Below are 18918 nucleotides of genomic sequence, written 5' to 3' on the forward strand. Positions count from 1 at the left end.
CAAATATTAAATTTTTCGATTACTAGAATGTCTTTTCATTTCTTTTGTTCGCCCAAAAGAAACGAAACAAAGAAAAAGGCGCCTTATCCAAGGAATTTTTTCGACCATTAAGTCGAAAAACCGAAATCAAAACTCCGCGTCGCTCCGTGCCTACGCTCCTGCTTTCGGAGCTTTTGAATCCTATTCTGAGGATAAGGAGTTTTTTTAACGGCTATTTTTCACTAACAAATTTATTTTTTTACATACGCTCCGGAACGTTGATTCCCAACAAAAGCAATGCACTGGCAATTACTTCGCCTACTTTTTGCGATAGCTGCACTCTGAATATTTTTTCTGAAGTATCTTCTGCGCCCAAAATAGATACGTTTTGATAGAAGGAATTGAATTCTTTTACCAAATCGTACGCGTAGTTTGCAATCACTGCCGGACTAAAGTTGGCCGCTGCATTTTGAACCACTTCTGGGAATAACTGCAATTGTTTTATCAGCGTACGTTCCTTTTCATGTAGGGCATAACTTAAATTTATTTGGTCTTTACTAAAATCGAAATCTGCTTTTCTCAAAATAGATTGAATCCTAGCATAGGTATATTGTATAAAAGGACCTGTATTCCCTTGAAAATCGATAGATTCCATAGGATCGAATAAAATTCGCTTCTTCGGATCCACTTTCAAAATATAATATTTAAGTGCTCCCAAACCTATGGTTTTATAGAGTTCCTGCTTTTCTTCTTCACTGAAACCATCCAACTTACCTAATTCTGCTGAAATTTCTCCGGCAGTATTGGCCATTTCTTCAATCAAGTCATCGGCATCTACAACAGTCCCTTCCCTACTTTTCATTTTTCCGCTTGGCAAATCTACCATTCCATAACTTAGGTGATAAAGATTATCTGCCCAATCGAAACCTAATTTTTTCAGAATTAAAAACAATACTTTAAAATGGTAATCCTGTTCATTTCCAACTGTATAAACCAACCCACCAACGTCTGGGTAATCTTTTATACGCTGAATCGCGGTCCCGATATCCTGCGTCATATAAACGGCTGTTCCATCAGCACGGAGAACAATTTTTTCATCCAATCCTTCGTCAGTAAGATCGATCCAAACAGAACCATCTTCTTTTTTGAAAAATATCCCTCTTTCCAGACCGTCTGCAACTACATCTTTTCCCAGCAAGTAGGTGTTACTTTCGTAATATAATTTATCAAAATCAACTCCCAAGTTCTTATAGGTAATATCAAAACCGTCGTATACCCATCCGTTCATGGTTTCCCAAAGTTTAACCACTTCTGGTTCTCCAGCTTCCCACTTTCTAAGCATTTCCTGAGCTTCCAAAAGTATGGGCGCTTCTTTTTCGGCAGTTTCTTTGTCGGTTCCTTCTGCAACCATAGCTTCTATTTCTGCTTTGTAAGCTTTATCGAACGCTACGTAATAATTACCTACTAATTTGTCACCTTTCAGTCCGGTTGATGCAGGAGTTTCTCCGTTACCAAATTTCTGCCAAGCCAACATCGATTTGCAAATATGTATCCCCCTATCGTTAATGATTTGGGTTTTATACACTTTTTTACCAGCCGCTTTAATAATTTCAGCAACCGAATATCCCAACAAATTATTTCTAATATGACCTAAATGAAGGGGTTTATTGGTGTTCGGCGACGAATATTCTACCATTACCGCTTTATCTCCTTCTGAAGGATTGACAAACCCATAAGTGGAGTCATTTCTAACCTCTTTGAAAAAGTTCAGGAAAAAAGCATCGGAGATAACTAAGTTTAAAAAGCCTTTTACCACGTTGAATTTTTCAACCTCAGCAACATTTGCCTGTAAGTAGGCTCCTATTTCTTCACCTATAACTTGTGGATTGCCTTTTACAACGCGTAACATTGGAAAAACCACTACCGTAACATCTCCTTCAAATTCCTTACGTGTAGCTTGCAACTCGACAGTTTCAAGTTCTTTACCAAAAATAGAAGTTACTGCTTCTTTTACCTTATTTATAATGATATTCTGAATATCCATTCTTTTGAAAAATTTGGCTGCAAAGATACGGATTTCGAAAAAGTTAACACCAATGCTTCAACCATAAAAAAGGTTAAGTACGTTTTTAGTAGGTGATTTTTTGTATTAAAGTGAACTTGATGAGTAATTGCATTCAGAAAAAACTATCTTTATTGTATGTTGTTAAATGTATCCTATAACGATCCTAAGCAAGAGAAAACCATTTTCGATGAAGTGGGCGGAATCATTAATTTAAGAGAGCGATTGAAAATTGGAGGCTCTGGCTCTCCGAAACTATTTATTACCCAAGCCAGTGTAGCAATTAACAACTTATTATTGTTAGACAACAACTTAAATACTTGTAATATTGAAATTAGGGAAAAAGGGATTATCATTAGGTTTCGATCCATTTTAGAAACATATGCGCTCATTATTCCTTTCTATAAACTGTCCATCTACAAAGGTTCTTCCCAAGAATATACCTTTCACAAAGACCATCATTTTATAAGGGTTGCGGCTAAAACCAAAGGAATTCATAATTTTGTAAAGAAAATTTCGGATAGAAAAATTCAACACCTCCCCAACCAAAACGATAATCCAAACTAAAATTTCAAATAAAGCTTTTGAATATTTTCCGAAATAAACTTTTAAGTATTTCCTGCGGCATTTTGCTATTGCTTTCGGGCGCTATTTTTTTGTTCCCAAAACGGGCGTATAATAGTATTGAATCTTTTTCTATTTGGATACGTGATTATTTTGGCAACTTTTACTTGTACTTGGGGCTATTCTGTGTACTTTTTTTATTAGGAATCGCCCTTTCCCCGCTTGGAAAATTAAAACTAGGAAAACCAACTGATAAGCCAAAATACACGCGTTGGGCATGGATTTCCATGCTGTATAGCGCAGGCATGGGAGCTGGAATTCTCTTACGGGCCGTGCAAGAGCCTGTTTACATGTATTTAAATCCTCCCATTACCACAGGCGCATCCGATAAAACATTGGCCTTGGAATATACTTTTTACCAATGGGGTTTCACCGCTTGGGCATTTTATGGCCTTTTTGCATTGGTTATAGGTCATTATTTATTTGCTAAAAACAAGAAAGCACTGGTAAGCAGTTCCGTTTCCCATCTATTTAAAAATAAGGCTCTCTTAAAATCAATAGACATCATTGTGATTCTAGCCACGGTTTTTGGGTTAGTTGGTGCAGTTGGCTTGGGAACCACACAAATAAATGGTGGGGTAAATCATTTGTTGAAAGGTGACTTAGGTTTACTTTCCACTATCATTTTAACGCTCTTTATCTGCGGGGTGGCATTTCTCTCAGCGTGGAAAGGCATCAATAAAGGGATAAAAAACATTTCAAAAGTCAATATTTTCGTCACCATTTTGTTGCTTTTATTTGTTTTGTCACAAAGTGATTTAATAATAATCTCCAAACGTTTTTCCGAAGCTTTATTTAGTTATCTAAAAGATTTCATTCCACTGAGCCTTGCCATTGGAAAATTTGATCCCGGAATACAGTTCCTTACTGATTGGACCTATTACTATTGGGCTTTTTGGTTAGCTTGGGCGCCTTTTACCGGTGTTTTTATTGCACGTATCTCCAAAGGGCGAACGCTTCGGGAAATGTTGCTAGGCGTAATGATTATTCCTTCCCTAGGTTCTTTCTTATGGTTTACGGTGTTTGGCGAAAATGCTTTTCAGCTTATTGATAATTGGGGTAATTACAACAATGAGTTTGGGAATGTTTTCACCTCTATTTTTATATTTCTGAAGCACTACCCCATGCAATTCTTAGTAAATGCTACGGTTGTTTTACTTTTAACAGGTTTTCTTTTAACCTCAGTAGATTCGGCTATTTTTGTGCTGAGCATGTTTAGCGACCGCGGAAATCCCAATCCTAAAAAATCGCATCGCACTATTTGGTCCGTGATTATTGCCATTTTTAGCGTTGCCATGTTGGTTTTAGGAAATGTAAAACCTGAAATTGATGTACTTATCGCACTTCAAAAAGTTTTAATAATTACGTCGCTCCCTTTTGCATTGTTTATTCCTGTGATGAGTTTTTTATTTCTGAAGGATCTACTCAATAAGTAAAACGAAAGATACAGTTACGATTTTCCATTAAAGAAATAATCAATTGTAAATTAATGCATTTCCAAAGTTTTTATCAGGCGCCTGAAGATCTACCAAATAACCATTGATAACCAAATACTTTAACGCATCATTCTTTTTAAGAAAGAAAGTTGGGTTTGCACCTACGTAAAGATTGACGTCCGTATTTTTCTTATCGGTTATAACGTGCATTGGAATCTGCATAGCATTTTTATCCTGCGGAATATTTTCAACTTGAACATAGGCATACCCTTTTTTCAGCAGCGATGCAAAATCCATTTCCCTTAACGCTCCAATAGATTTAATTACCGAAGGATAAACTTTACCTGGCACTACTTTATAACCCGAAACATCCATTTCCTTATAACCATAATAGGTAGAAAGATCACCCATATCTGCTACGCTGCCTTTAGTGTAAATCCCTGATTCCGTATTGGATGAGATTTCATAATTATTCAACCCGAGATCTACTGTATAAGTGTCACCGAGCAATTCGTACTGTACACCAACAAGTTTTAAATCGAAAAGCTTTCTATCGTTTTCCGGAATTTTCCAGTACTCATCTTTAGATGTGTTTTTAAATTCTTCTGTAGCAATGGCATGAATTGCAGAGAGTATGGTAACAAAATTGAGCTTTCTAATAAATTGCTTTTCTGGATCATTGGGATATCCTCCAGATTCGATTAAAACTACACTCGTTCCCCACTTTTGGATGTTATCCCCAAAAGCTCTCGGTTCAAAATCGTCATTGTACCTACCCACCTGGCCTGGTGCATATTTTTGAAGAATGTTGTTCATGTAGCCAATTAATTTCATAGCATTTCCACGTACTTCATTTACCTCTTTCTCATAATTATAGGCAGGCGCTAAATAAGAAATAGTGGCAGGCTTTGGTGTTCGAGCAGCATTGTAATAAGTGCTTTGATCGTGTAAATTAAACCCGAAGTCGGCTTCCAGACTATCCCGAACACGTTTCAAAGTTTTTGCTTCTGGTGACTGTAATCTCAAAGCATCCCGATTGATATCAATCCCAAGGGCATTTCTTCTTGTAAACCTTTCTGCCCCATCTGGATTCAGCATCGGTAAAAAGTGAATGCGCAATTTAGAGAGCATTTCTTTCTTTTCTTTTTTGAAGTCATTAGATTTAAAAAAATTGAAAATATCGAATCCAGCCATGGTAGCGGTAGATTCATCTCCGTGCATTTGCGACCAAAGGAACACGTCCACGTCCCCTTCTCCAAAACTGATTAAGTTCAGCGGCGTTCCTTTAATAGAATTTCCCACTTTTTGAACTTCAAAAAAGGAATCCTCCTTTAAGTTTTCTATTAAGGGTGAAATTTTCTCATAAGAGAACCTTCGCTTTGTGATGCTTTCCTCCTTGTAGGTATCGTATTTCTCAAACAATTCCTGATAAAAATCCTGTGCGGAAGCTACCTCTGCGGCTGTAAATAATAGACAGAAAAAAAAAATAGCTCTCAAATATCTCTTCATGTTTAATTAGTTTTCCGGTAATGTTTTTAAATCTAAGTGCGCGATGTTTTTTCGTATATCAGCCATAAATGCTTCATCTGGATCGCTTTTTTCGGTGCGATATCCTTCATCTTGCTCCAGCCACAGCTCATGATCTTCGAACAACTGATATTCATAATGTCCAATCACATAATCAATGGGGTATTTCTTTTTAAGGTACTTTATAAGTTTGATATTCGCTTTCAATTGCGCTTTTGTAAGTGGCATATCGGGTCCACCTACATTTTCAATACCAATAGCACAATGATTTAAACCAATTACATGGCGTGCCATAGTGGTTTCCGGCATTAGTTTATAGATGGTGCCATCTTGATCAACCAAAAAGTGTGAGGACACATTAAGGCTCCCCCCTCCGGAAATTGCCGTTCTAAAACTGGGCAAGTGCACGTCATAAAAAGCATCAAAAGATTTTTGAAAAGAAGGAATTGCCGTCCAATGCACCACTACCATTTTAGGTAAAATCGTAGGTGAATCTACATCCAGATCGTAATGCATTTTCATATAATCTTTCGTCAACGCATTTCTTTCGTCATTAAATAGAATCGGCTCTTCTACTATTTTCGGGCCACAGGAAAACAGTATCGAAACTATCGCTACCAACAGAAATGTATTTTTCTTCTTCATTATAACCAGAATCTGAAATAAAAGTATAAATAATGTAGCTTTTTAAGGCAGAATATTTCATAAAAAAAAGCTGCCTTTATTACGAAAGACAACTTTTTATTCATTAATTTTTTTAAAAGATTAACTTACGTGCAGACCACATTCCCGATTTTCCAGAACTTTGGTAGGATCGAAATAGTTAAACTCGTTTTCAAGATTGTTTTCCTCAAGATATACGTCCAATTCTTCGTCAGAATAATAGAAAAACGGACTCACTTTAAGAACTCCATCTTCGCCTTTCGTTACGATATCCAAGGTGTCTCTAAAGGCTGTTTGTCCTTTTCTAAGATTGGTAAACCAAATATCAGGCGTATTCTCTTGCATCGCTCTTTTAAAAGGCTCTAGTTTTACTTGTTCCGTAAAAACTTTATGCAAGGGATCGTTTATATCTGGAATTCCCATCACTATATTTCTATGCGCTACGGTTTGCTTTGGAACGTATAGTTTTACATTAAGATTTAATGCTTTGATCAGTCTTTCTGCATGCAAATAGGTTTTATTGGTATTATACCCTGTATCACACCAAATCACAGGAATATCCTTCTTGGCTTGTGTTGTAGCATGTAAAATTGCCGCTTCGTATGGCCTAAAGTTGGTAGTTACGACAGGTTTTTTACCCTGCTTTAAAGCCCATTCCACAATTTGCAGTGGCGATTTCTCTTTTAAATCTTTATTTATCTGCTGTAAATCCATAATGCTTTCAATGTAATAGAACAGCAAAGATATTAATAGTCTAGTTAATTAGTAGGTTTTTAACGAAAAAATCACAATTAATTTCAAAAACAACTAAAAATCAAAATATTACAATGACATGGTTGAGTTTGTGAGATCCGCCAGAGATTTATTTTCCAAAATTTTTAGCGTACTATCTCTCACTTCAATCATTAACTTACTCAACGAACAAGTTTCTTCATTTTTACAGTCATCGCATTTTTCATAAAAATTCAAACTCACGCAAGGCAACATAGCGATAGGCCCTTCCAGCACCCTAATCAGAGAGGCTACTGTAATTTTTTCAGGCTCCCTAATAAGATAATAGCCGCCACCTTTTCCTTTTTTCGACCCAAGGAAGCCGCTGTTTTTTAGTTGAAGTAAAATTATTTCCAGAAATTTTTTTGAGATGTTTTCTTCTTCTGCAATTTCAGAAATTAGGACTGGTTTCTTACTTTCTTTCTTGGCCATGTATGTAAGCGCTTTCAGTCCGTATTTTGTCTTTTTTGAAAGCATAAATTATTTAAATATAGATGGGTATGCCTCTAATATACTATTTTTTTGGCAGAAATATCTCCGCCATCATACAACGGGCACTTCCGCCCCCACAAGTTTCAATGGTTTCTAGATTAGAAGACAAAATGGTAGCATATTTTCCAATTGTGGCTTTTTGTAGTTCTGTTAAGCAATCATGAGCAGATTGACTCATTACTAAATACTTCTTAGCATCACCACCCTGTACTTGCAACATATTTCCAGCAAATTCATTCATCTGTGCTTCCGTAATGTCTATTATTTCTTTACCATCTTTTTTGAGGTGATCCACCACGTTTTTGCGTTCTTTTTTATCGTCGATAGTACTTAGACAAATCACAGCGAAATCGTCACCAACGCACATCATAACATTGGTATGGTAAATAGGTTTTCTTTGACCATCAACCGACTGGTTTGCTGTGAAAATTACAGGAAAGTATTCAAAATCTTCACAAAACTCAATAAACAATTCTTCATCGGCTCTTGGTGAAAGTGCGCAATATGCTTTTCTATTTACACGATCTAAAATAATACTTCCCGTACCCTCCAAAAAAATTTCTTCTTCTTCAGCAGCGGTATAATCCATTACATCTTTTATAGAAAAACCTTCCTCTTCCAAGGCCTTAAGCACATCCTCATTACGCTCCAAACGCCTGTTTTCGGCAAACATGGGATATAAAGCTAAGGTACCATCTTCATGAGTAGACACCCAATTGTTGGGGAAAATAGAATCTGGAGTGTCTGGGTTTTCCGTGTCTTGGACAACAATAACGTTAACGCCTACAGCCCCTAATTTTTCTACAAAAGCATCAAATTCACGCTGCGCTTTTGCATTTACCGTTTCATTTAATACATCCAAATCCTCCTGAAAATAATTGTTCACAGCGGTTTGCTCATTCATTCTGAAACGTATAGGACGAACCATTAAAATGGTGTTGGTAATCTGACTCATAAATTGATTTGAATTAAGCTTGCAAAGCTATAAACACGACTTTGCGTTATTCTTGATGAATTTGAAAAATGTTATTAACGATTGTATTAAAACATGGTATTGTTGTTGGCTGATGTATTTGGTATTTGTTGAATGGAATCCCAGTGCTCTATAATTTTATTGTTTGCATCAAACCGAAAGAAATCCATCGTTACATATTGATCATTATCAGGCCAAATTTGATGCGAATGCAACGCTACCAAATTACCTTCGGAAATAACTCTTACAAAATTGATGGATTTATTAGGGTATTCTTTATGCATTTTCTCAAAATAAGCAATAAAACCTTCCTTCCCATCTTCCACTGCAGGATTATGCTGAATGTATTGATCTCCTACATATAATTCAACCGCTTTTTTGGGATTTCCTTCATAAGCCATCTTATAAAAAGCCACTGCATTACTCTTCATCTCCTCATTCATAATCACATTTTTTGAATTACATTATTCCCTTATTAAAGGCATGGTAGAACAGCGTAAAAGGCCTTCCTGTTTGGCAATTTCTGAGTATGGAATTTCTTCAACAGTAAATCCGTTTTCCCTTAACCAATTATTCAACCGTGTAAAATTCTTTTCTGAAACGACCACATTAGGTGCAATGGAAAAAACATTGCTAAACATATGATACATTTCCTTTTTATCGATATGAAATAGATTCTCTTCACCGAAGAGATTCACCAAATATTGATAATCTTCTTCACTTCTGAAGCCTTCTTTATGTATTATTCCCTTATCTACCCCAACAGGCTGAAAGCAACAATCCAAATGCAAGGCATTGTCCTCTGCCACGGTATTGGATTTACTTAAATCGAACTCCTTGACGATTTTATTCGGAAACATTTCCTTAATAAAATTCACCCCATGCATATTTGTTCTGGCCGTTATGTAGTCGGGATAATCTTCTCCTTTGTAAGTTCCTATAAAGATATAATCGTTCCATAGCATTACATCTCCCCCTTCAATATGCACTTCTTCTGGAGGAGTAATCACTTTAGCAGGATCAATTTGATCGATAACATATTGAATCGCCTCCAGCTCTACTTCCCTATCTGGAAGAATATTGGATTTTATTAAGTAATCGTCTATTACAAAAGCAATATCCCTAGAAAATATTTGGTTGCAGTCTTTAAACACCTCTGGTCTAAAAACTTTTACGTTGTACTTTTCAAAAACAGCATTAAATGCTTCCATTTCTGGCACCATATCTTCTTCTTTCGGATATGTTCCTGCTTTAATGTGCTCCAAAGATTTAGGATCGTAAGCTTCTTCAACAGTTGGAATGGGGCCATTACTTCTAGCGGTACCCAAAACCACTGCTTTTAGCTTTGAGGTTTCGTTTTCAACATGTAATTTCAACATAAATCTCAATTTTGAACGCGCTAAAATATGAAATCAATAAAAGATTATCATAAACAAAATGAAAAATTTAAATTTCCTTTTCTGTCCTTAGATTATGGTATTGTATTTAATCTAAAAACTAGCACATGAATGATTTAGAAATTTTACTTAATCTGAATTTGACACAAGATACAATGCAATCTGCATAATTTAGATTTGATTTCGTAAGACACAACCCTCCTTTCATTTTTGTCTTGACACAAAAACGAAACAAAAAAGTCAAGACTGATTTAAAAAGTATAAAAAAATCTACGGAAACAACCTCCACAGATAAAAAGAACTCGCTACGCTCAAACAGCTTTTTATCTTTAAGCCAAACGCTGCTTCCTTGATTTTCAACACTTTTAAAATAGGTCAGTTGTTTTTAACATGTACCACTCCAACATCGGACTGACTTTTAAAAACCTATAAATAAATAAAAAGGGCATGTTTTGAAACATGCCCTTTCGTAAAAATTTTATAGGAAATTATCTTTTCTCAACTTCCACAAAAGACCTAAGGTTTTCACCTACATAAACTTGTCTCGGTCTTCCAATTGGTTCTTTTTTCAAGCGCATCTCTCTCCACTGAGCAATCCAACCCGGTAATCTTCCTAAGGCAAACATTACTGTGAACATTTCTGTTGGTATTCCCAATGCTCTGTAAATAATTCCAGAGTAGAAATCTACATTTGGATAAAGCTTTCTTTTAACAAAATAATCATCTTCCAGGGCTTGTTTTTCCAATCCTTTTGCGATGGATAAAACTGGATCCTCTACACCTAAATCTGCCAACACTTCATCAGCGGACTTTTTAATGATTTTAGCTCTTGGATCGAAGTTTTTATAAACTCTGTGTCCGAAGCCCATCAAACGGAAAGGATCTTCTTTGTCTTTCGCTTTCTCCATGTATTTGGCGGTATCTCCACCATCTTGTTTTATGCCTTCCAGCATCTCAATTACCGCTTGGTTTGCACCACCGTGAAGTGGCCCCCAAAGTGCAGAAACACCTGCGGATAATGAAGCGAATAAACCAGCGTGCGACGAACCAACGATTCTTACGGTTGACGTTGAGCAGTTTTGCTCATGATCGGCATGTAGAATTAAAAGCTTGTCCAAAGCATCTACTACTACAGGGTTTAATTTATATTGCTCGTTGGGCTTTTTAAACATCATATAAAGCATGTTCTCTACATACCCAAGAGAAGAGTCACCATAGTCGTAAGGCTTAGAATTTCTTCTTCTAAGAGTCCAAGCTGCCAATACTGGAAATTTACCCATTATTTTCACAATGGCTTGGTACATATCCTCTTCTGAATTTATATCAACACAAGATGGATTAAAAGCCGTTAATGCACTGGTTAATGAAGACAGTACTCCCATTGGGTGTGCAGTTCTAGGAAAACTATCTACGATTTTCTTAACATCTTCATCAACTTCAGAATTGGCTTTAATATCGTTGTGGAATTTTTCTAATTGATCTTTATTAGGCAATTCACCAAAAATCAACAAATAAGCAACTTCTAAAAAATTGGCCTTTTCAGCTAAATCTTCAATAGCATATCCTCTATACCTTAAAATCCCCTTTTCACCATCTAAATAAGTAATGGCACTCTCGCAAGAACCGGTATTCTTATAACCTGGGTCTAAAGTAATAATCCCTGTAGACGCTCTTAGCTTTTTAATATCGATTGCTAGTTCGTTTTCAGTACCTTCTACAACTGGAAATTCTATCTTTTTATCTTTATACTCAAAAGTAGCCGTATCTGACATAATGTATTTTTAGTTTTTATTTTTTTCAAGTGTTGCGAAAATACGAAATAATCAATTAATTATGGTGTCAGGAAAGTCCTTTTTGGCTTTGTAAATAGTTAAAAATATGCGAAAATGCTACTCTTTATCAAAACCACTTCTATTTGTTATATATAAATTTACTGGACTTACTTTTAGTACTTCTCCTTTTTGCTTGAAAATTATTATCCACAGGAGGTTCCAATAGATAAAGTTGGCTGTAATATTCTTTCACGGAACGCTCCCAACTGAATCTTTTTCCCTTTGCCGTTTTGCTGATGTGTTTCCAAATTTCTTTTTCGTCAAAAAATAGGTTTAATGCATCTTCAAACACGCTTACGAAATTGGCATGCTTCTCAAACATAGTTCCTCCTGAAAAACTGAAGCCGGATTTTAAATGATCTACCGTATCAATTAATCCTCCAGTGGCATGTACCAAACAAGGCTGCCCGTTTCTCATGGCCAACATTTGACTGATCCCACATGGTTCAAACAAACTTGGCATTAAATAGATATTGGATTCAAAATAAAGTGAATCTATAATTTCTTCTGATTGTCCATTAATGAAAATAAAGTTTTCTTTTTGATAACTTATATCCCGCAGTAACTCTTCATATTCCGGCGCTCCTGTACCCAAAACAATGTAAACACCATTTTTCTCCTTTAGAAGATCCAAAAGTTGTATAAGAGTATCTGGATTATCTTTATAGAAATAAAATTTTTGTTCCGTTAAACGGGCTACACTTGCACAAATAAAGCTTGGTTTATTAAGTGATAATGAATAAACTTTATTTCCGGTATGCGCTAAAAAGTCTGCTTTGTATTTTTTATTGGGTTCCTGAAGCCATTTAAATATCGCCTTCAAGCTATTTTTATAGAGCTCGTTCCTTTTGGCCCTGTTTATATTTTTATAATTACTTCCGTTTAAAATTCCAAACAATCTTCCCTCTTCGTCCGCTTTTGTCAAATCGTTTTCCAATCCCTCCCCTCCAACGAAAGCAGGAAAATCACTCGGCTTCTTAATATCTTCTTTATAGGATGGAGATACAGTGTGTACAGCATCAGCAAAGCGAATTCCCAATGCCATTAAATTGATGCAATCATGATAACGCGGATCTTTAAGTCGGTCTTCATCAATCATAACCTCCGGAAAAAAAGCTTTCAATGAAGAGTGATTGTTGCGGAATGGACGTATTCCCTGAATAGCTAAATTATGTATGGAATAGACAAATCTAATATTTTTTAATACTGAAAAAGAAGGGTGAAATTCTTTTAAAAACAGCAATAAACTGGTATGCCAATCGTGAAGATGAATTATTTGAAGCTCCCCAAAAACATCTTGTTTAACCGCTTGCGCTACCGCCGTGCAGAAAAGGGAAAACATACAGGCATCCGTATAAAAAGGCTGCTCCGGATCGTTAAAATAGATATGGGCAATGTCCCCTGATTTAATTTCAGGATGATCAATTACATAATGCTTTATATTCTCATCTACTTTCTTCCCAGGAACTTCATACAGATGAGCTTCTTGGGGAACACCGCGATAAATGAATGAAAGTTCAGCTATTTTCTCCCCATTTTGATGCAATCTTCCATAGGAAGGTGTTATTACATGGGAAGTGTCTCCATGGGAAGCTATTTGGCGAGGCACGTCACGCACCACATCTCCCATGCCGCCAGCTTTACAGTTAGGTATTCCGTCATTTTCAGCACAAACAAAAAGGAAATTAGTCTTCACAAATAATCATGTTTTTGGTTAATGGGTCAACTCACAAATAATTACCTTTAAGTTAACCATTAAATATGACATTTAGTAAATTATCCCTATTAAATCAATGTTAACACCAAAAAAATTGTGAATAAACAAAAAAAGCTCCTCAAAATTGAGGAGCTTCTTATTTTAACTTTTAAAAGTATTTAGTTTACCTTAAATGCTTTCTCTTGAGGATAGAAAGCTACCGCTCCCAATTCTTCCTCTATTCTTAGCAATTGGTTATACTTTGCCATACGGTCGCTTCGGGAAGCAGATCCAGTTTTAATCTGACCTGTATTCAAAGCTACCGCTAAATCTGCGATAGTATTGTCTTCAGTTTCTCCAGAACGGTGAGACATTACAGAAGTGTACCCAGCATTTTTAGCCATATTTACAGCAGCAATAGTCTCCGTAAGTGTCCCTATTTGGTTTACTTTAATAAGAATTGAATTGGCAATTCCATTATCAATTCCTTTTGAAAGACGCTCTACATTGGTCACAAATAAATCGTCTCCTACCAATTGTACTTTATCTCCAATTTTTTCAGTCAATGCTTTCCAACCATCCCAGTCGTTTTCATCCATCCCATCTTCAATAGAAATAATTGGATATTTTGATGAAAGTTCTGCTAAGTATTGAGCTTGCTCTTCTGAAGTTCTAACAGCTCCTTTATCGCCTTCAAACTTGGTGTAATCGTACTTTCCGTCTACATAAAATTCAGCAGCGGCACAATCAAGGGCAATCATAACTTCATCCCCCATTTTGTACCCAGCTTTTTCAACGGCCTTAGAGATGGTATCAAGCGCATCTTCTGTTCCGTCCAATGTTGGTGCAAATCCACCTTCATCCCCCACGGCTGTACTTAAACCTCTATCGTGTAATACTTTTTTAAGATTATGAAAAATTTCCGTTCCCATTTGCATGGCATGCGTAAAATTCTTTGCCTTAACCGGCATAACCATAAACTCTTGGAAAGCGATAGGCGCATCAGAATGCGAACCTCCGTTAATGATATTCATCATTGGTACAGGAAGTGTATTGGCACTTACTCCACCAACATATCGGTATAATGGCATGTTAAGTTCGTTTGCAGCAGCTTTTGCCACAGCTAGCGACACTCCTAAAATAGCGTTTGCTCCAAGTTTTGATTTATTTGGCGTACCGTCAAGATCAATCATGGTTTGATCAATCAAGTTTTGTTCAAAAACAGATGCACCTACTAATTCTTCAGCAATTATTGTGTTTACGTTTTTAACAGCGTTGGCAACACCTTTACCCATGTAATCGTTTCCTCCATCACGTAATTCTACTGCTTCGTGCTCTCCAGTGGAAGCTCCAGAAGGAACTGCTGCCCTACCTAAAACACCGTTTTCTGTTACTACATCTACTTCTACCGTTGGATTTCCACGGGAATCCAATATCTGTCGCGCATGTACGCTTATAATTATACTCATACTGTTGTAAGTTTTTGTTGTTTAATATTATCTATAAATTGGTCGAATAAATAGGTGGCGTCATTAGGACCTGGACCAGCTTCAGGGTGATATTGTACCGAAAAGCAGTTTTTCTTGGTATGACGTATGCCCATTACCTCGTTATCATTAAGGTGTGAATGGGTAATTTCAAGATCTGCATTATCTTCTGTTTCCTGTCTGTTAATAGCAAATCCATGGTTTTGCGAAGTAATCTCACCTTTCCCAGTTAAGTGATTAATTACTGGATGGTTTATCCCTCTATGTCCATTGTACATTTTAAAGGTAGAAACCCCCTGAGATAAAGCAATAATTTGATGTCCTAAACAAATACCAAATAACGGAAGGTCACGATCAATAATTTCTTTTGCTACTTCAATAGCACTCTCTAGAGGTTCTGGATCACCAGGACCATTCGAAAGGAAATAACCGTCTGGTTCGAATGCCTTCATATCTTCAAAAGAAGCATTATAAGGAAAGACTTTTATATAGCAATCACGTTTGGCAAGATTTCTAAGGATATTCTTTTTAATCCCTAAATCCAATGCAGCTATTTTAAATGTTGCATTTTCATCGCCATAAAAGTAAGGTTCTTTTGTAGAAACTATTGATGCCAGCTCCAATCCTTTCATATCTGGAGTTGCCGCCAATTTTTCTTTTAGCTCTTCAATCTTATCAATTTCAGTAGATATTACCGCATTCATGGCACCGTGATCACGAATATAGCTCACCAAAGCCCTTGTATCCACATCTGATATCGCCAATAAATTACTTTCATCTAAATAGTTTTCCAAAGAATCGGTTTTGCTCACCCTTGAAGGAACATAGCTGAAGTTTTTACAGATAAGTCCTGCAATTTTCACTGAATCAGATTCCTCTTCGTCATCCTTCACCCCGTAATTACCAATATGCGCATTGGTAGTTACCATAAGTTGCCCGAAATACGACGGATCTGTAAAGATTTCTTGGTACCCAGTCATTCCAGTATTGAAACAAACCTCCCCAAATGCACTTCCTTCTTTGTTGGCTACAGCCTTTCCATAAAAAATGGTACCATCTGCTAAGAGGACCATTGCTTTTTTTCTAGATTGATACTTCATTTTTGTACGTTACAAAAGTTTTACAAAATAACATAAAAAAAAGGATAAACTAAAGCGTTTATCCTTTTTGATATGTTACGATAACATTAATCACTATTCTTGTGAAGTTTCTGGTTTATCTTTTTCAGAAGCTTCTTCTTTAGCCGGAGCCTCAGCAGCTTTAGTTTCTGTAGCTACTGCTTCAGAATCTTCAGCTTTTTTACTTCTACTTCTTCTTGTAGTTTTCTTCTTAGCTGGCTTACCTGCATTGTAAGTTTCGTTGTAATCAACCAACTCAATCATGGCCATGTCAGCGTTATCTCCAAGTCTGTTTCCTAGTTTAATAATTCTAGTGTAACCTCCTGGTCTGTCACCCACTTTAGCTGCTACTTCTCTAAAAAGTTCAGTAACCGCATATTTGTCTCTAATTCTACTAAAAACAATACGTCTGTTGTGTGTAGTGTCTTCTTTAGATTTTGTTACCAAAGGCTCAATAAACTGCTTTAAAGCTTTCGCTTTTGCCAAGGTGGTGTTAATACGCTTGTGTTCTATTAAAGAACACGCCATGTTTGCCAACATAGCTTTTCTGTGGGCAGTTTTTCTACCTAAATGGTTAAATTTCTTTCCGTGTCTCATGACGTTTCATTTAAACCAACATCTTGCTCAACCTCTTTTGGGGAGCAAATTATGCTGATTGGGTGTTAATCTTTATCTAATTTGTATTTGGATAAATCCATACCGAAGCTCAATCCTTTGTTGTTCACAAGTTCTTCTAGCTCAGTAAGTGATTTCTTACCAAAGTTTCTAAATTTCATTAAATCGTTCTTATTGAAAGAAACTAAATCTCCCAATGTATCAACTTCAGCAGCCTTCAAACAGTTTAATGCTCTTACAGAAAGATCCATATCTACCAATTTCGTCTTCAAAAGTTGACGCATGTGTAATGACTCTTCGTCGTAAGTTTCTGTTTGCGCAATCTCATCTGCCTCTAATGTTATACGCTCATCAGAGAATAACATGAAGTGGTGGATAAGGATTTTAGCAGCTTCTGTTAAGGCATCTTTAGGATGTATAGAACCATCAGAAACAATTTCGAAAACTAATTTTTCGTAATCTGTTTTCTGCTCTACACGATAGTTTTCAATGCTAAACTTTACATTCTTAATAGGCGTATAGATAGCATCTGTAAAGATTGTACCAAGAGGCGCGTTTGCCTTCTTGTTTTCTTCAGCAGGAACATATCCTCTACCCTTCTCAATTGTTATCTCCATGTTTATGGTAACTTTCGGGTCTAAATTACAGATTACTAAATCTGGATTTAATACCTGAAAACCTGAAATAAACTTTTGGAAATCTCCAGCAGTGATCTGTTCTTTACCTGAGATTGAAATAGAAACGGTTTCGTTGTCGATATCCTCTATTTGTCTTTTGAAACGAACTTGTTTCAAATTCAAGATGATTTCGGTAACGTCTTCAACTACTCCTTCGATTGTAGAAAACTCATGTTCTACTGTATCGATTCTTGTAGAAGTGATTGCAAAACCTTCTAATGAAGATAAAAGAACTCTTCGTAATGCGTTACCAACGGTCAATCCATAACCAGGTTCCAAAGGTCTGAATTCAAACTTACCTTCGAAATCGGTAGAATCGATCATTATAACTTTATCGGGCTTCTGAAAATTTAGTATTGCCATAGTACGACTGCTGTCTAATTATTATTTAGAGTATAACTCGACGATTAATTGCTCTTTAATATTTTCTGGAATCTGTAAACGCTCTGGAACTGTTACAAATGTTCCTTCTTTTTTCTCGTTATTCCAGGTAATCCATTCGTAAACGCTACTATTGTTGGCCAATGAATTGTTGATAGCCTCCAAAGATTTTGATTTTTCCCTTACCCCAACAACATCGCCAGGCTTCAATTGGTAAGAAGGAATGTTTACTACTTCTCCGTTAACGGTAATGTGACGGTGAGAAACCAACTGTCTAGCACCTCTTCTAGATGGAGAAACCCCCATTCTAAATACCACATTATCCAAACGGGATTCACAAAGTTGTAAAAGCACCTCACCAGTAACACCTTTGCTACGGTTTGCTTTTTCAAATAGGTTTCTAAACTGTCTTTCTAGAATACCGTAAGAATACTTTGCTTTTTGCTTTTCCATTAACTGGATAGCATATTCTGATTTTTTACCTCTTCTACGGTTGTTACCGTGTTGTCCTGGAGGATAATTTCTTTTTTCGAATGATTTATCATCTCCGAAAATAGCTTCACCGAATTTACGGGCTATTTTAGTTTTTGGACCTGTATATCTTGCCATGTTTTTGTAAAATTTTGAAGGTGATTATGAATTAAGGCTTATCCTTCGATAATCGTAAAAACCTTCTTTTAAACATAAATTAATTAAACTCTTCTTCTTTTTGGTGGACGACATCCGTTGTGTGGCAATGGAGTAACGTCGATAATTTCTGTTACTTCGATACCAGCGTTATGGATAGAACGGATAGCAGATTCTCTACCAGATCCAGGACCTTTAACGTACACTTTAACTTTTCTAAGACCCGCTTCCTGAGCTACTTTTGCAGCATCTTCTGCAGCTATTTGAGCAGCGTAAGGTGTATTCTTTTTAGAACCACGGAATCCCATTTTTCCTGCTGAAGACCAAGCAACAACATCTCCTTTTTTATTCGTTAAGGAAATAATTACATTGTTGAAGGATGCAGCGATGTGAGCTTCTCCTACAGATTCTACTACAACTTTACGTTTCTTAGCAGTTTTTGTATTTGACTTTGCCATATTGTTTTAGTTTCTAGCTGTTAGTTTTTAGTTGTTAGAATCCTAAACATTTCTATTTCAAGCAGATTCATCTAACTTCTAAACACTAATGACTACTGTCTTT

At 36.3% G+C, this 18918-nt stretch carries 18 protein-coding genes; 2 read left to right on the forward strand and 16 right to left on the reverse strand.

Going from position 1 to position 18918, the window contains the following annotated elements; all coding sequences use genetic code 11:
* Positions 1 to 238 precede the first annotated feature (238 nt).
* Positions 239 to 2023, reverse strand: coding sequence for an arginine--tRNA ligase (gene argS / locus NDQ75_RS01750; protein WP_202029046.1), 1785 nt, complete (start codon positions 2021 to 2023; stop codon positions 239 to 241).
* A 156-nt stretch (positions 2024 to 2179) separates the two neighbouring features.
* On the opposite strand from argS, the gene NDQ75_RS01755 reads away from it, so the two are divergent.
* Together NDQ75_RS01755 and NDQ75_RS01760 are read left to right on the forward strand one after the other, a co-directional pair.
* Complete coding sequence (locus NDQ75_RS01755; RefSeq protein WP_202029047.1) at positions 2180 to 2608, forward strand: hypothetical protein; 429 nt, start codon at positions 2180 to 2182, stop codon at positions 2606 to 2608.
* A 17-nt stretch (positions 2609 to 2625) separates the two neighbouring features.
* Complete coding sequence (locus NDQ75_RS01760) at positions 2626 to 4101, forward strand: BCCT family transporter (RefSeq protein ID WP_202029048.1); 1476 nt, start codon at positions 2626 to 2628, stop codon at positions 4099 to 4101.
* Positions 4102 to 4140: 39 nt separating this feature from the next.
* Here the strand turns inward: NDQ75_RS01760 and NDQ75_RS01765 are convergent, their stop codons facing one another.
* The 15 genes from NDQ75_RS01765 to rpsK form a co-directional block, all read right to left on the reverse strand.
* Complete coding sequence (locus NDQ75_RS01765; RefSeq protein WP_202029049.1) at positions 4141 to 5610, reverse strand: M14 family metallopeptidase; 1470 nt, start codon at positions 5608 to 5610, stop codon at positions 4141 to 4143.
* Between the two features lie 6 nt (positions 5611 to 5616).
* Positions 5617 to 6273 (reverse strand): peptidoglycan recognition protein family protein, encoded by a 657-nt coding sequence (locus NDQ75_RS01770; protein WP_202029050.1) that lies wholly within the window; start codon positions 6271 to 6273, stop codon positions 5617 to 5619.
* Positions 6274 to 6393: 120 nt separating this feature from the next.
* A complete protein-coding gene (locus tag NDQ75_RS01775) occupies positions 6394 to 7005 on the reverse strand; it encodes a phosphoadenosine phosphosulfate reductase domain-containing protein (protein WP_202029051.1) in 612 nt (203 codons plus the stop codon).
* Positions 7006 to 7113: 108 nt separating this feature from the next.
* On the reverse strand, positions 7114 to 7539 hold the full coding sequence (locus NDQ75_RS01780; RefSeq protein ID WP_202029052.1) for an RrF2 family transcriptional regulator: 426 nt from the start codon (positions 7537 to 7539) through the stop codon (positions 7114 to 7116).
* A gap of 37 nt (positions 7540 to 7576) precedes the next feature.
* Positions 7577 to 8509 (reverse strand): citrulline utilization hydrolase CtlX, encoded by a 933-nt coding sequence (ctlX, locus tag NDQ75_RS01785; protein WP_202029053.1) that lies wholly within the window; start codon positions 8507 to 8509, stop codon positions 7577 to 7579.
* 86 nt (positions 8510 to 8595) lie between these two features.
* On the reverse strand, positions 8596 to 8970 hold the full coding sequence (locus tag NDQ75_RS01790) for a nuclear transport factor 2 family protein (RefSeq protein ID WP_202029054.1): 375 nt from the start codon (positions 8968 to 8970) through the stop codon (positions 8596 to 8598).
* A 21-nt stretch (positions 8971 to 8991) separates the two neighbouring features.
* Positions 8992 to 9906, reverse strand: a complete 915-nt coding sequence (locus NDQ75_RS01795; RefSeq protein ID WP_202029055.1) for a dimethylarginine dimethylaminohydrolase family protein — start codon at positions 9904 to 9906, stop codon at positions 8992 to 8994.
* Positions 9907 to 10412: 506 nt separating this feature from the next.
* Entirely contained in the window at positions 10413 to 11696 is a 1284-nt protein-coding gene (locus NDQ75_RS01800) for a citrate synthase (RefSeq protein WP_202029056.1), read from the reverse strand.
* 139 nt (positions 11697 to 11835) lie between these two features.
* Complete coding sequence (locus NDQ75_RS01805; protein ID WP_202029057.1) at positions 11836 to 13452, reverse strand: glycogen synthase; 1617 nt, start codon at positions 13450 to 13452, stop codon at positions 11836 to 11838.
* 179 nt (positions 13453 to 13631) lie between these two features.
* A complete protein-coding gene (eno, locus tag NDQ75_RS01810; RefSeq protein ID WP_202029058.1) occupies positions 13632 to 14921 on the reverse strand; it encodes a phosphopyruvate hydratase in 1290 nt (429 codons plus the stop codon).
* Entirely contained in the window at positions 14918 to 16039 is a 1122-nt protein-coding gene (gene carA / locus NDQ75_RS01815) for a glutamine-hydrolyzing carbamoyl-phosphate synthase small subunit (RefSeq protein ID WP_202029059.1), read from the reverse strand. The genes eno and carA overlap by 4 nt, the downstream gene beginning before the upstream one ends.
* Positions 16040 to 16132: 93 nt before the next feature.
* Complete coding sequence (gene rplQ, locus NDQ75_RS01820) at positions 16133 to 16654, reverse strand: 50S ribosomal protein L17 (protein ID WP_202029060.1); 522 nt, start codon at positions 16652 to 16654, stop codon at positions 16133 to 16135.
* 65 nt (positions 16655 to 16719) lie between these two features.
* Positions 16720 to 17712, reverse strand: a complete 993-nt coding sequence (locus NDQ75_RS01825; protein ID WP_202029061.1) for a DNA-directed RNA polymerase subunit alpha — start codon at positions 17710 to 17712, stop codon at positions 16720 to 16722.
* A gap of 21 nt (positions 17713 to 17733) precedes the next feature.
* Positions 17734 to 18339, reverse strand: coding sequence for a 30S ribosomal protein S4 (gene rpsD / locus NDQ75_RS01830; protein WP_202029062.1), 606 nt, complete (start codon positions 18337 to 18339; stop codon positions 17734 to 17736).
* A gap of 83 nt (positions 18340 to 18422) precedes the next feature.
* Complete coding sequence (gene rpsK / locus NDQ75_RS01835; protein WP_178949687.1) at positions 18423 to 18815, reverse strand: 30S ribosomal protein S11; 393 nt, start codon at positions 18813 to 18815, stop codon at positions 18423 to 18425.
* Positions 18816 to 18918 lie beyond the last annotated feature (103 nt).

The sequence above is a fragment of the Galbibacter mesophilus genome, assembly GCF_023721415.1.
Classification (GTDB): Bacteria; Bacteroidota; Bacteroidia; order Flavobacteriales; family Flavobacteriaceae; genus Galbibacter; species Galbibacter mesophilus.